This is a genomic window from Naumannella cuiyingiana (genome assembly GCF_013408305.1).
Lineage (GTDB): Bacteria > Actinomycetota > Actinomycetes > Propionibacteriales > Propionibacteriaceae > Naumannella > Naumannella cuiyingiana.
In genome coordinates this window covers 985058-998797 of sequence record NZ_JACBZS010000001.1, presented here as the reverse complement: position 1 = coordinate 998797, position 13740 = coordinate 985058, and the positions used below count along the sequence as shown (strand labels likewise).

Genomic DNA, 13740 nt, shown 5'->3' with positions numbered 1-13740 from the left:
GTGCCTCACGCTCGGCGAGGTGGGCGGTCGGCAATCTCATCGGGTACGAGTGTGCGTTTTGTGGTCATCTTGGTCGCGGGGATGACGACAAATCGCACATGCTTGTGCGCGGCGGGCGCTGCTTGGGGGCCGGCTGTGGTTGGGGGTGGTCAGCGTGGGGCGGTGATGAGCGCCTGGAGTTCGCCGATGGGGATCTGGGTGCTGGCCTGGTTGCTCACGGTGATCACGCCGGATTGTCCGCCGGCGGTCCAGGCGACGTCCCAGGTGTAGATGGCGGTGACGGTGTAGCCGTCGGGTGGGGACATTTTCTGGTAGCGGTGCGAGCAGGGGCCGTCGCTGCCCGGTTCGTCGCGATGGTTGAACGGGCGGCCTTTCAGCGCGCAGCGCAGGGTGGTGCCGTCGCCCATCTTGACCGCGATGTTCGGTTTGGCGGCGTCGAGTGAGACGCCGAGGCCTTCGATGTTTTGGGAGTCGTTGACGGGGGTGAGTGAATCCGGGTCGGCGTGCACCCAGACCGGGAAGCCGACGGCCAGCATCTTGTATTTGTTCTTGTTCCAGTCCGGGCTCAGCCCCGGCGGCTTGGCGGTCAGGCGGATCTTCGCGACCGCACGACGGGCGGCTTCCTCGGGCGCGATGGTCGGCGCGGGCGGCGCGCCGTCCCCTCCGCCTGGATAGTTCGGGCACAGCACGGACACGGTCGGGTCATCCAGGCACACCGACAGGTGAACCATCTCGCCGTTGCCGTTCGCGCTCGGTACGCCACCCGTCTGCTCGGCAACCTCGCGCTCCTCCTTGGAGAAACCCGCCCAAGGATCGGGGGCGGGGCCGCGGCCCACACTCCCGGTGCCGTTCGTCTGAGCATTCGATGAGTTGCTCTCCCGCTCATCCTTGGTTCTGATGTCAAGTTCAACATCGGAGTAGCCGTAGCTATTCGCCCGTTCTTCCGTTGGCTGAGCGCTAGGTGGCGGAGTCTCATCCGTCGGCGCACCTACTGCCATAGGGCCCGCTGCCAGCGTGATCATGAGCACGGCCAGCGCCACGATCCCCGACCGTAGTGCGGTCAGCATTTCTCTATCTGGCTTCCGCGTAGCTTCGCGACCTTCCAGCCAGCCGGCGCAGACTCGTCGTAGTACAGGGATGGAAAGACCTCCTGAAAGGCCTCGGTCACCGGGCCTGAACCATTCGGCCCTTGAAGCTTGAGCTTCGACAAGTCACGGCACGCTCGGAGTTCCACGACGTGACCCCCCGGTGCGCCGGGAACTGGTCGTGATGAGCGGAGTTCGATGCCGCGGGCGCTGCGTGAGCCGGTGGTGCGCTCTTTGGCGTCATAGAGCACCACGGCATCCTCGATGACGAGCTTCCGTTCGTCCCCCATGGTCGTGGCCAGCACACTGTCCGGGGGATCGTCCGCTGGGAAGCCGCCCTTGCTTCCGGTCTCTTCCAGCATCTCCTCATACCGCTTGTACGCCTCGATGGCGGCGGCATTCTTCTCGGCGAAGGGGGTCTGGGAGGGAGAGGGTGAGGGGGTGGGCGTTGGCGCAGGCTCGGATGCGGCGGGCGTGCAGGCGGCCAGGACAGCAACAACGGGCGCGATCACGAGCGCGCCGAAGCGCCGGAGGTCGGCAGCGATCACTGGGGGGCTCCTCTCGCCGATTTCGAGGATCCTTCCAGCAGCCCCGGCGCCCTGTCGATAGCCCCTCACATTTCTGTGGATATCCCCGTTTGCGCGGTGAAATCCTGTGCACAACTCGAACAACCTGTGGACACCGCAATACCCGCACGGCAGACTCCACGCAGGTCGTCCCCCCGGGCCGAAGGAGTCGCGATGCGCCGCAACGAGCGTGGGCTGAGCCATACGCTGGAGGCCGCGATCATTCTGCCGGCGATGATGATTCTGCTGATCGGAATCATCCAGATCGGCATTTACTGGCATGCGCGCAATTCGGCCGTCGCGGCCGCCCAGGTCACCGCCGAGCTCAACCGGCGGCACGGGGCCGGCGTCGCCGGCACGGAGGCCGGTTACCGGATCATCGAACGCGTCGGGATGCGTGCGCCCGCGATCACGGTCGATCGCGGCCCCGAGCGTGTCATTGTCACCGTCACCGGATCGGCGCCGACCCTTGTCGAGCTCCCCGGTATCGGCGTGATCAAGGAGACCGCAACGATGCCGATCGAGCGGATCACCCGACCATGAGGCGCGACGAGCGCGGCATGTCGTTGTCGATCGAGGCCGTGATCATCTTCCCGGCCATCCTCGCGTTGATCTTCCTGGTGATCGTCTCCGCGCGGTACGCGATGGCGCAGACGACCGTCGAGTCCGCCGCCGGATCCTCGGCCCGCGCCGCATCCCTGGCCCGCTCTGCGCCCCAGGCCCGGTCCGATGCCGCCGCCGTCGCCACGGCCAACCTTGCCACCGCCGGCCTGCGCTGCGCCGAGACCTCCGTGACGACCGATGTCGCGGGATTCGCCGCTCGGGCGGGCACCCGCGCGGAGGTCAGCGTCACCGTCACCTGCACGCTGCAGTCCTCCGACATCGGCCTCCCGGTCGGCAATGTGACCGTCACCCGCACGGGTGTCGCGCCGATCGACCGCTACCGGGAGCGCCGATGAGACCAAGATCAAGATCGGTACGCCGATGCGAGCGCGGCCTGTCGCTCGCCGTTGTCGTGGCGATGTCGATGACCATGGTGGTCCTCATTCTCGGGCTGGTGGTCGACGGCGGCCGGCAACTCGCCGCCCAGCAGGAGGCGGAGGCGATCGCCCAGCGTGCCGCGCGCTCCGGCGTGGATGCGTCCGCGGCCGGCGAGCTCCTCGGGCGAGTTGATCATGCCGCCGCGGATCGCGCGGCGAGCCGGGTGCTGGCCGAGTCCGGCGTACCCGGTGCAACCCTCGCCGCCGCCGGCCGGCTGCGGGTCACGACCAGCGTCCAGAAGCCGACCGTCTTTCTCTCGGTGATCGGCATCGGCACGGTCACCGGCACCGGCGAGGCGGAGGCCCGACTGCTCCCGGCACGCCCCTGACCCATGCCCTTTCTTGACCGAATCCAGAGAGGGCTAGGCTGAGGGACAGATCCACAACGTCTGAGCTAGGCACGAAGGAGGAGTCGCATGACCGACGCGAAGTTCACGAGCGATCCGCCCGCCGACACGCTGGCCGGAGTCGATGCGTCCGGGTCGACCACCGCCACGGGGGCCCCGGCCGCGAGCGACCGGCACAGCCTGACGATCGGCCCGAACGGTCCGATCCTGCTGCACGATTTCCATGCCATCGAGCAGATGGCCCACTTCAACCGTGAGCGGGTCCCCGAGCGGAACGTCCACGCCAAGGGCGGCGGCGCGTTCGGTACGTTCGAGACGACCGAGGATGTCAGTCGCTACACCAAGGCGGGGCTGTTCCAGCCCGGGGCGAAGGTCGACATGCTGGCCCGGTTCTCGACCGTCGCCGGGGAGCAGGGCTCGCCCGACACGTGGCGCGATCCGCGCGGATTCGCCCTGAAGTTCTACACCGACGAGGGCAATTACGATCTTGTCGGCAACAACACCCCGATCTTCTTCATCCGCGACACGATCAAGTTCCCGCACTTCATCCGGTCCCAGAAGCGCCTGGGCGGATCCGGGCTCCGCGACAACCAGATGCAGTGGGACTTCTGGAGCCTGAACCCCGAATCGGCGCACCAGGTCACCTACCTGATGGGCGATCGCGGCATCCCGCGCACCTGGCGACACATGAACGGCTACGGCTCCCACACCTACATGTGGATCAACGAAGCCGGCGAGAAGTTCTGGGTCAAGTACCACTTCCACTCCGATCAGGGTGTCGAGGGCCTGACCGGCGAGGAAGCCACCCGCATCGCCGGCGAGGACGCCGACTTCCACCGGCGCGACCTGCACACCGCTATCGAGAACGGCGAGTTCCCGTCCTGGACCCTGTCGGTGCAGGTGATGCCGTATGAGGAGGCCCGCGGCTATCGCTACAACCCGTTCGACCTGACCAAGATCTGGCCGCACAGTGACTATCCGCTGATCAAGGTCGGCACGATGACCCTGAACAAGAACCCGGACAATTTCTTCGCCCAGATCGAGCAGGCCGCGTTCGAGCCGTCCTCGCTGGTGCCCGGGATCGGGTTCAGCCCGGACAAGATGCTGCTCGGCCGGGTGTTCGCCTATGCCGACACGCACCGCTACCGGATCGGCCCGAACTACCACCAGTTGCCGGTCAACCAGGCCCGCGTACCGCGCAATGTCTACAACTTCGACGGTCCGATGGCCTACGAGCATCAGGGCAATGCACCGGTCTATGCGCCCAACTCCGAGGGTCGTCCGTTCGCCGACCTGACCGGACCCGCCGGCGACGGCTGGGAGGCCGACGGTGAGATGGTCCGCGAGGCCTACACCCTGCATGCCGACGACGACGACTGGAGCCAGGCCGGCACGCTGGTCCGCGAGGTCTGGGACGACGCCCAGCGCGAGGACTTCGTGAACACGGTCGCCGGACACCTGCTCGGCGGCGTGCACGGCGAGGTGCTGGAGCGCGCGTTCTGGTACTGGAAGAACGTCGATGCCGACACCGGAAAGCAGATCGAGGAGAAGGTACGCGCCGGCGTCGGCGGCGCGAACCCGGGCGGCGAGCCCGAGCTTGCCAAGGCCGACGCGGCCGATCCGATCGTGGAGTCGGCGACGCAGGCCGCCCAGTGATCACCGCCTGAGCACGGCAGCGTGCGCCCCGTCGCCTCGTTCACCGAGCGGGCGGCGGGGCGCCGCCGTTCCTGCGGCGGTACGCCGTGGACAGCCCCGCGACAAAGGTCACCAGCCCGATCAGAGCGACGGGCGTCAGCAGGATCGCGAAGAAGATCGAGAAGATCATCGCGTACCCGTGCGGGCCGTCGCGGCTGATCCAGGCGAACACCAACAGGCCGGCGATCAGGTGGGCCGAGACGGTGGCCATCACGGCACCGATGATCGCGGCGACACGGCCGCCGGGCGACAGGGGACCGGGAGGTCCGAACATGCCCACCAATCTAGGTCGGGGCGGGGTCTCGCGCGTCCTCGCCGTGATCCCTAGAGTTGTGCCGGACCCGGCGCCGCCGACCTCCCTCTCGACGAAAGTGATCCGATGAGCCTGACCGCCAACCTTCTCGCCGATGACCAGCGCCCCGCCGTGATCGCCGACCTGTCCGCCGTGGTGGATGCCGAGGTCCGCGAGAAGTCCGGCCTGTCCGGTGCCGCGATCAAGACCGGGTACGCCGCGGCGCGCAAGCTCGCCCCGAACCTCACCGAGCGCGGCCTGAACCGGATGCTGCCCGACTTCGCCGCCGCGCTCGACCCGTTCTGGGCCGACTTCACCGCCTCCGGTCAGACCGACTTCGGCGCCTATCTCGCCGGCCGCGGCGACGAGGCCACCGAAGCGCTGCTCGGCGTCGCCGACAAGCGGGTCCTCGGTTCGGACCGTGAGGGCATCAAGAAGGCCTACCGTGGCCTGCGCGGCAAGGCCGAGGACCACGTCCGGTCGGCCCTGCCCCGGGTCGGCGCCGCGATCCAGAATCGGGCCGGCTGAGCGGTCATCCCCTCCGGTCGGCCCAGGCGACCTCGGTGGCATAGGGCACCGAGACGCGGCCGTCGGCCGCCCGCGGTGCCGCGCCGACAGCGGCCATGATCAACTCCCGCGCCGGGTGCTTCACGGCGTCGTCGGCCGCGAGCCAGTAGCTACGGGTCTCGGCCAGCATCGCAAGATCAGCCTCGGTCATGATCATTCGCCACGGCACTTCACGGGTCTCGATCCGACCGAAGCCGGCGAGCCCCGCCGGCGCCTGCCGGCGAACCTCCCGCTCATGATCGGTCCGCGGGTCCACCGTGTGCATCGCGTCGGCGTAGCGGGCGACCCACGGCACCGACGTGTCCAGCTTGTTCCACAACATCGCCACCCGGCCTCCCGGGCGCAGGATGCGGTGCAGCTCGCGGGTGCCGGCCTCCGCATCCACCCAGTGCCAGGACTGGCCGAACGTGACCAGGTCTACGCTCGCGTCCGGCAGTCCGGTGTGCTCGCCCGTGCCGACCCGGGATTCGACGCCCGCGGGCACCAGCGCCAGCATCTGCGCCGCCGGGTCGATCGCCCACACCGACAGCCCTGCCGCAGTGAGCTGGGTGGCGAGCTTGCCCGTGCCCGCGCCGACATCGGCCGCGTCGCGCGCTCCGGCGGGGATGATCAACTCCATCGCCGCAGGCGGGTAGCCGGGCCGCAGCCGGTCGTAGGCGTCCGCGCCGGCCGTGAACGCGCCGGCCAGCTCCCGCCGTGCATCCGGCCTGTCGGCTCGATCCGCCACAGGCGTCACGCTAGCCGCCTAGCATGTGCGGCATGGACCCGGACACCGCGCGGGCGCTGGTCGGTACGCCCGGAGCCCGCGCGCTGCGGCTCGGCGCGGCCCTGGGCGATCCGGACTCGCTGCACGCGGCCAGTCGGCTGCGCGCGGAGGTCGGGCCCGCGCTGGCCGCCGCCGCCCTGGATCAACTGTCGCTGCGGCGGCGCGCGGCCGCGAAGTTCGGCGCCGACGCCGAGCGGTGGTTCTTCACCGCGGCGGGGCTGGAACAGGCCAGCCGGCCCGCCGTGTCGGCATGGCGGGCCCGGCGGCTGGCCGGGCACGCCGACGCCCTGCACGACCTCGGCAGCGGCATCGGCGCCGACTCGGCCGCGGCCGGCCGCCTTGGCCTGCGGCTCGCGCCGGTCGAGGCCGATGAGACGACGGCGATCTTGGCCGAGGCCAATCTCGGCGTACCGGTGACCGCAGGCGACGCGACCCGGGTGCCGCTCGACGCCGATGCCGCGGTCTTCGTCGACCCGGCGCGCCGGACCGCGCGCGGGCGGAGCTGGCGGCTGGCCGACCTGTCCCCGCCCTGGGACTTCGCCCGCGGGTTGCTGGCGCGTGCCGCGCCCACCTGCCTCAAGGTCGGCCCCGGCTTCCCGCACCGCGAGATCCCGGACGATGTCGAGGCGGTCTGGGTCGGGCACGGCGGCGATGCCGTCGAGCTCGCGCTGTGGTCGGGCCCGGGCGCGGAGCCAGGGCGCCGGTCGGTCGTGCTGCTCGGGGACGCACCGGCCGAGCTCACGCTCGGCACGGGTACGCCCGCCTCGATCGGCCCGGTCGCGGCGTACCTCTTCGAGCCGCATCCCGCGGCGATCGCCGCCGGCGCGGTCGACGACCTGGCCCACGCCCACGGGCTGCATCGCCTGGCCGGGCCGATCGCCTATCTCGCCGGGGACGAACCTGTCGACAGCCCGTGGCTGACCCGCTTCGCCGTGCGCGAGTCGATGCCGTGGAAGGAGAAGACCGTCCGCAGTTGGGTCCGGGAGCGCGGCGTCGGCAGCCTCGAGATCAAGAAACGCGGTATCGATGTCGATCCCGCACAACTGCGTCGCCGGCTGCGGCCGAGCGGTGACGCGGCGGCGACCCTGGTGCTGACGCCCACCGTCGACGGATCGCGGGCGCTGGTGGTCGAACGCGCGCCATCGGGTTGGCACTCGGCTTGACCGAGTGCTAACGAGGGCATAGATTCGGTGTTGGCACTCTCAGCGCGAGTGTGCCAGCCACAACTTGGGGTGGCACCCGCGACGACATCCCGAGTTCAGGCCAGGCATGTACACATACAGAACCCGTGAAGGGGCAGAACCCGTGAAAGGGGTTAGTCGTGGCAACGATCAAGCCGCTTGAGGACCGCGTGCTCGTGGAGCCGCTGGAGGCCGAGCAGACCACCGCGTCGGGTCTGGTGATTCCGGACACCGCCAAGGAGAAGCCGCAGGAGGGCAAGGTCCTCGCCGTGGGTCCGGGCCGGATCGACGACAAGGGCAACCGCGTACCGTTCGACGTCGCCGAGGGCGATGTCGTGATCTTCAGCAAGTACGGCGGCACCGAGGTCAAGTACGACAACAAGGACCTGCTGCTGCTCAACGCCCGCGACATCCTCGCGGTCGTCAACAAGTAAGGGGATCGAGCACCGATGGCAAAGACCCTGCAGTTCGACGAGGAGGCGCGGCGCTCGCTGGAGCGCGGCGTGGACGTCCTCGCCAACACCGTCAAGGTGACGCTGGGACCGAAGGGGCGCTACGTCGTCCTCGACAAGAAGTGGGGCGCGCCCACCATCACCAACGATGGTGTGACCGTGGCCCGCGATGTCGAGCTCGACAACCCCTACGAGAACATGGGCGCCCAGCTCGCCAAGGAGGTCGCCACCAAGACCAACGACATCGCCGGTGACGGCACCACCACGGCCACCGTGCTCGCCCAGGCGCTGGTCCACGAGGGCCTGCGGGCCGTCGCCTCGGGCTCCAACCCGGTCGGCCTGAAGCGCGGCATGGACGCCGCCGCCGGCAAGGTCGCCGAGGAGCTGAAGAAGAACTCCCGCGAGGTCCAGACCACGCAGGACATGGCCCACGTCGCCACCATCTCCGCCCGGGACGAGCAGATCGGCAAGCTGATCGCCGATGCGTTCGACAAGGTCGGCAAGGACGGCGTGATCACCGTCGACGAGTCGCAGACCTTCGGCACCGAGCTCGAGTTCACCGAGGGCATGCAGTTCGACAAGGGCTATCTCTCGCCCTACTTCGTCACCGACACCGAGCGGATGGAGGCGGTGATGGATGACCCGTACATCCTGATCAGCTCCTCCAAGATCAGCTCGATGAACGAGCTGCTCCCGGTGCTGGAGAAGGTCATCGCCGCCAACGGCACGCTGTTGATCATCGCCGAGGACGTCGACGGCGAGGCGCTGTCCACCCTCGTGGTGAACAAGATCAAGGGCACCTTCAACTCCTGCGCGGTGAAGGCCCCGGCCTTCGGTGACCGGCGCAAGGCCATGCTGGACGACATCGCCACCCTGACCGGCGGCACCGTCGTCTCGCCCGATCTCGGCATGAAGCTCGACCAGGTCAGCCTGGACGACCTCGGCCGGGCCCGCCGGGTCGTGGTGACCAAGGACGAGACCACCATCATCGACGGCGCCGGCGATGCCGCGGCCGTCGAGGGTCGGGTCGCGCAGCTCCGCAAGGAGGTGGAGAACACCGACTCCGACTGGGACCGCGAGAAGCTGTCCGAGCGGATCGCGAAGCTCGCCGGTGGCGTCTGCGTGATCAAGGTCGGCGCCGCCACCGAGGTGGAGCTGAAGGAGAAGAAGCACCGGATCGAGGACGCGGTCTCCGCGACCCGGGCGGCGATCGAGGAGGGCATCGTCGCCGGCGGCGGCGCGGCCCTGATTCACGCCGCCAAGGTGCTCGACCCGGGCAAGGCGACCGGTGACGAGGCGGTGGGCGAGCAGATCGTCAAGCGCGCCGTCGTCGAGCCGCTGCGCTGGATCGCCGAGAACGGCGGCGAGCAGGGCTATGTCGTGGTGTCCAAGGTTGCCGAGATGGGCCCCGGCGAGGGTTACAACGCGGCCACCGAGGAGTACGGCGACCTGATCGCGGCCGGCGTCATCGACCCGGTCAAGGTGACCCGCTCCGCGCTCGCCAATGCGGTCTCGATCGCCTCCCTGCTGCTCACCACCGAGACGCTGGTGGTCGAGAAGCCCGAGGAGGAGGACGAGCCCGCCGGGCACGCCCACTGAGGTCACGTACCTGCCCCACGCCGACGCCGGGTCCCGCAGCAGCGGGGCCCGGCGTCGCGTTTTCCGGCCACCGACCGATCTCTCCCGCAGCCGATGCCGCATCGAATCGGTTCGAAGGGTCATCACCTGCGGGAGGGGTCAGCGGCATAGGGTGGTCCGGTGAACACAGCAGCCCCGGAACGCGTCGCCGTCGCCGGTTCCTCCGGCCTGATCGGGTCGGCGCTGGTCGATGAGCTCACCTCGGGCGGCATCGACGTGATCCGGCTGGTACGCCGTCCCGCCGCGGCGCCGGGCGAGCGGCAGTGGGATCCGCGCAGCGGCTGGATCGACGGCGCCGGGCTGTCCGATGCCGATGCCGTGGTCGGCCTGTCCGGGGCGGGCATCGCGTCCGGTCCCTGGACCGACGCCCGCCGCGCCGAGCTGCGCGATTCGCGGCTCGACCCGACCCGCACGCTCGCCGCCGCGCTGGTCGACGCCCCGCGCTGTCGCACCTTCCTGTGCGGCTCCGCCGTTGGCTTCTACGGCAGCCGCGGCGACGAGATCCTCACCGAGGACCAGCCGGCCGGCACGGGCTTCCTCGCCGGCCTGGTCACCGAATGGGAGGCCGCCGCGCGCGAGGCGCCCGCGCACGTCCGCGTCGTCAACCTGCGCACCGGCCACGTCCTCGCCGCCGACGGGGGCCTGCTCGGCGCGCTGCGCGTGCCGTTCCGGGCGGGCCTCGGCGGTCGGCTCGGCTCGGGCCGCCAGTGGATGCCGTGGATCACCGCCGCCGATCACGCCCGCGCCCAGCGTCACCTGCTGACCTCCGAACTGACCGGCCCGGTCAACCTCGTCGCGCCGCATCCGGTGACCAACGCGGAGTTCACCCGCGGCCTCGCGGCGGCGCTGCACCGGCCGGCGATCGTGCCGACGCCACTGCTGCCGATCCGCGCCGCGATGGGCCGTGACTTCGTCGACGAACTCCTGCTCGCCTCCCAGCGCGCGGTGCCGCAGCGCCTGTCCGATGACGGGTTCAGCTTCGACCAGACCGAGTTCCGGGGGGCCCTCGCCACCCTCTTCCCCTGAGCGGATCCGCCGCCGGACCTGCCATGATGGCGCAGATGTCTGCGCCCCCACCGTCCCCGCCGGCCAGGTCCTGGGTGCCAGCGCTGATCGCCGGCTGCCTGGGCTCGATGCTGCTCGGCGCCGCCATGTTCACCCCCGCGTTCCTGCCCGAGGCCAGCCCCGCCCAGGCCGTCGCGCCGGCCCTGGCGAATCCGGCGGGTACGCTGGCCGGCCGGATCGCCGTGATCGCCGCCGTGCCGATCATGGTGGCGGCCTGGCTCGGGATCCGGCGGGCGATGATCGCCCCGGGTGGGCCGAGCCGCTGGCTGGTCCTCGCGGCCTGGTCGGCGCCGCTGCTGCTGGTGCCCCCGGTGTTCTCCAACGATCCCTATCTCTACGCCGACCAGGCCTGGATCGTGCAGCAGGGACAGAACCCGTATCTGGTCGGGCTGTCCGCCGTGCCCGGTCCCTATGCCGAGCAGGTCGATGCGTTCTGGCGCGGCTCGACCGCCGTCTACCCGGCGCTCAACCTCGCCCTGATCTGGCTGTCGGCCGCCGTCACCGGCTTCCACCCCTACTGGGGCGTGATCGCCATGCGGCTGCCCGCCCTCGCCGGGGTGGCGCTGCTCGGTGCGCTGCTGCCGGCTCTCGCCCGCGCGGCCGGGGCGAATCCGCGCCATGCCGCCTGGCTCGGACTGCTGAACCCGCTGGTGATCATCCATCTGGTCGGTGGAGCCCACAACGACGCCCTGATGATCGGACTGATCGCCCTCGCCCTGTGGCTGGGGCTGGGCCGCCACGGGCTGTGGCTCGCCCCGATCGCGCTCGGCCTCGCCGTCGCGGTGAAGCAGCCGGCCGCCTTCGCCGGCCTGGGCCTGGCCTTCCTGATCGGCGAACAACGCCGCGGCGATCTCGGTGCGGCGGCGCGCGATCCACAGGTGCGCTCCCGGCGGGCGGATCTGGTCGGGATGACCGTCCCGCTCGCCGTCACCGCCGCGATCTCGATCGGCACGTTCGCGCTCGTCTCCGCGGCCACCTTCGGCTTCGGCTGGCTCACCTCGCTCGCGCTGCCCGGCAGCGTGCTCAGCCCGGCGCCGGTCAACCTGCTGGTCCAGTTCGGCGTACCCGCGATCGTCGCGTCCTGGCTCGGCCGCGCCGCGCTGGTGCTGATCATCGCCGCCGCGGTGTGGCGCTACGCGCCGCGCAACCCCTGGCGGGTGTTGGTGATCAGTCTCTTCGCCGTGGCGCTGACCGGGGCCGTGCTGCACGGCTGGTACCTCGCCTGGGGCACCTGTTTCCTCGCCCTGGCGCGCTTCGGTCGTTGGGCCGAACGGCTCGCCGTCGGGGGTCTGGTGATGATCTTGGTCTATCTGTCGATGGCGGAGTACCTCGGCTGGATCGTGCTCGCCCAGATCGCCATCGGGATCGGCGCGGCGGTGATCATCGACCAGCTCGCCTATGGCCGGTTGGGTACGCCACTGCGCCGGCTCGTCGCTCAGAGGGTGGCCGGCGCCCCCGGCCCGAAAGGGATGCCGAGCAGGTAGAAGACGCAGAACAGCGCCATCCACACCACCCAGACGACCATCGCCAGCGGGATCGTGAAGCTCGCCAGCGTGCCGATCCCCGCGGAGGCGCGATAGCGCTGCAGGAAACCGAGGGTGAGCGCGAAGTACGGGCTCATCGGGGTCACGCAGTTCGTCACCGAATCGGCGATCCGGTACATCGCCTGGGTCGTCTCCGGCGGGATGCCGAGCAGCATCAACATCGGCACGAAGATCGGCGAGGCCAGCGACCACATCGCCGAGCCGGAGGTGATCATCAGATTGAGCAGCGAGATCACCACGCCCATCCCGAGCAGGATGCCCAGCGACGGGGCATTGGCGCCGCGCAGCGCCTCGGCCCCGGTGATCGCCAGCACCTCACCGATCCCGGACCACTTGAAATAGGCCAGGAACTGTGCGATCGCGAAGAACAGGACCAGGATCGGGGCCATCTGCTTGAACCCGTCGATCATCGCATCGGTGATGTCGGAGGCGGACCGGATCGACCCGGTGATCCGGCCGTAGCAGATGCCGAGCAGGGCGAAGAAGATTCCGATCAGCCAGGCCATTCCGCTGAACACCGGCGAGTCGGTGATCCCACCGTCCTCGCCGCGCAGCCACGAACCCTCCGGCACCATCGCGACGACCAGCGCGATCAACAGCACCGCCGCGAGGATCCCGGTCATCCGCAGCGCGCGGCGCTCGACCGTCGTCACCTCCTTGGCGGCATCGGCGGCCAACCCCTCGGCGTCGGTATCGGCGACGAGTTCGGGCCGCCTGGCGAGCAGGGTCTCGGTGACGATCGTGATGGTCAGCGCGATGATCACCGAGGACGCCAGCGCGAAGAAGTAGTTCGACACCGGGGTCACGACATAGGCCGGGTCGATGGTCTGCGCCGCCGCGGTGCTGATCGAGGACAACAACACATCGGTGGTGGTCAGGATCGGCGCGGCGTCGTAGCCGGCCGAGATCGAGACGAAGGCGACGATGATGCCGAGGATCGGCGAGCGGCCGAGCGAGCGGAACAGCAAGGCGCCGAGCGGGATGAGCGTGACATAGGCCGCATCGCCGGCGACATGGCCGAACATGGCCGCCAGGGACAGCGCGAAGGTCGCGAACCGGGCGGGTACGCGCGCCAGCGAGTTGCGCAAGAATGCCTCGATCAGCCCGCTCCGGTCCGCGATCGCGATGCCGAGCATCGTGGTGATGATGGTCGCCATCGGCGGGAACTTCGCGTAGTTGTCCGTCGCCGAGGAGACGATCATCGCGATGCCCTCGCGCGACAGCAGGCTCTGCACGGCGACGGTCTTGCCGTTGGCCGGGTTCACCGCGGCCACGCCCGCGGCCGCGAGGATCGCGCTGAGCACGATCACGACCACGGCCAGGATGACGAACAGCCAGAACGGCGCGGGCAGCTTGTTGCCGACCCGCTCGATGACGGAGAAGACCCGGAACGCCGCCCGCAGCGCGCGGGATTCCGGTTGGGCCTGCGGGGCGGACGCGCTCACGGGCTACCTCCGGGGTGGGGGACGATGCGTCCGTACCCTAGTTACCCACACCGCGAC

Annotated in this window: 15 protein-coding genes; 10 read left to right on the top strand and 5 right to left on the bottom strand. The window is 69.9% G+C overall.

The features are described 5' to 3' along the window. Positions 1-149 precede the first annotated feature (149 nt). Positions 150-1040 (bottom strand): hypothetical protein, encoded by an 891-nt coding sequence (locus tag GGQ54_RS04565; RefSeq protein ID WP_179444316.1) that lies wholly within the window; start codon positions 1038-1040, stop codon positions 150-152. A gap of 20 nt (positions 1041-1060) precedes the next feature. Beyond that, positions 1061-1633, bottom strand: a complete 573-nt coding sequence (locus tag GGQ54_RS04560; RefSeq protein WP_179444315.1) for a hypothetical protein — start codon at positions 1631-1633, stop codon at positions 1061-1063. A 192-nt stretch (positions 1634-1825) separates the two neighbouring features. On the opposite strand from GGQ54_RS04560, the gene GGQ54_RS04555 reads away from it, so the two are divergent. From GGQ54_RS04555 to GGQ54_RS04540, 4 genes are all read left to right on the top strand, one after another. Then, positions 1826-2194, top strand: coding sequence for a TadE/TadG family type IV pilus assembly protein (locus tag GGQ54_RS04555; RefSeq protein ID WP_179444314.1), 369 nt, complete (start codon positions 1826-1828; stop codon positions 2192-2194). Continuing rightward, positions 2191-2610 (top strand): TadE/TadG family type IV pilus assembly protein, encoded by a 420-nt coding sequence (locus GGQ54_RS17285; protein ID WP_179444313.1) that lies wholly within the window; start codon positions 2191-2193, stop codon positions 2608-2610. The genes GGQ54_RS04555 and GGQ54_RS17285 overlap by 4 nt, the downstream gene beginning before the upstream one ends. A 68-nt stretch (positions 2611-2678) precedes the next feature. Then, complete coding sequence (locus GGQ54_RS04545) at positions 2679-3020, top strand: pilus assembly protein TadE (protein WP_179444312.1); 342 nt, start codon at positions 2679-2681, stop codon at positions 3018-3020. An 87-nt stretch (positions 3021-3107) separates the two neighbouring features. Next, entirely contained in the window at positions 3108-4694 is a 1587-nt protein-coding gene (locus GGQ54_RS04540; protein ID WP_179444311.1) for a catalase, read from the top strand. Between the two features lie 40 nt (positions 4695-4734). Here GGQ54_RS04540 and GGQ54_RS04535 read toward each other — a convergent pair whose 3' ends face one another. Next, entirely contained in the window at positions 4735-5007 is a 273-nt protein-coding gene (locus tag GGQ54_RS04535) for a hypothetical protein (protein WP_179444310.1), read from the bottom strand. A gap of 105 nt (positions 5008-5112) precedes the next feature. On the opposite strand from GGQ54_RS04535, the gene GGQ54_RS04530 reads away from it, so the two are divergent. Beyond that, entirely contained in the window at positions 5113-5553 is a 441-nt protein-coding gene (locus GGQ54_RS04530) for a DUF6918 family protein (protein WP_179444309.1), read from the top strand. A 4-nt stretch (positions 5554-5557) separates the two neighbouring features. Here the strand turns inward: GGQ54_RS04530 and GGQ54_RS04525 are convergent, their stop codons facing one another. Continuing rightward, a complete protein-coding gene (locus GGQ54_RS04525; protein ID WP_179444308.1) occupies positions 5558-6319 on the bottom strand; it encodes a methyltransferase domain-containing protein in 762 nt (253 codons plus the stop codon). Between the two features lie 32 nt (positions 6320-6351). Here GGQ54_RS04525 and GGQ54_RS04520 point away from each other — a divergent pair, with 32 nt between their 5' ends. The 5 genes from GGQ54_RS04520 (at position 6352) to mptB (ending at position 12178) form a co-directional block, all read left to right on the top strand. After that, on the top strand, positions 6352-7521 hold the full coding sequence (locus GGQ54_RS04520; RefSeq protein ID WP_179444307.1) for a THUMP-like domain-containing protein: 1170 nt from the start codon (positions 6352-6354) through the stop codon (positions 7519-7521). Between the two features lie 158 nt (positions 7522-7679). Continuing rightward, positions 7680-7973, top strand: a complete 294-nt coding sequence (gene groES / locus GGQ54_RS04515) for a co-chaperone GroES (protein WP_179444306.1) — start codon at positions 7680-7682, stop codon at positions 7971-7973. A gap of 15 nt (positions 7974-7988) precedes the next feature. Next, a complete protein-coding gene (groL, locus tag GGQ54_RS04510; protein ID WP_179444305.1) occupies positions 7989-9590 on the top strand; it encodes a chaperonin GroEL in 1602 nt (533 codons plus the stop codon). A gap of 159 nt (positions 9591-9749) precedes the next feature. Then, on the top strand, positions 9750-10655 hold the full coding sequence (locus GGQ54_RS04505) for a TIGR01777 family oxidoreductase (protein WP_179444304.1): 906 nt from the start codon (positions 9750-9752) through the stop codon (positions 10653-10655). 35 nt (positions 10656-10690) lie between these two features. Beyond that, on the top strand, positions 10691-12178 hold the full coding sequence (gene mptB / locus GGQ54_RS04500; RefSeq protein ID WP_179444303.1) for a polyprenol phosphomannose-dependent alpha 1,6 mannosyltransferase MptB: 1488 nt from the start codon (positions 10691-10693) through the stop codon (positions 12176-12178). On the opposite strand, the gene GGQ54_RS04495 is transcribed toward mptB, so the two are convergent. After that, positions 12130-13683 (bottom strand): AbgT family transporter, encoded by a 1554-nt coding sequence (locus GGQ54_RS04495; RefSeq protein ID WP_179444302.1) that lies wholly within the window; start codon positions 13681-13683, stop codon positions 12130-12132. The genes mptB and GGQ54_RS04495 overlap by 49 nt on opposite strands. Positions 13684-13740 lie beyond the last annotated feature (57 nt).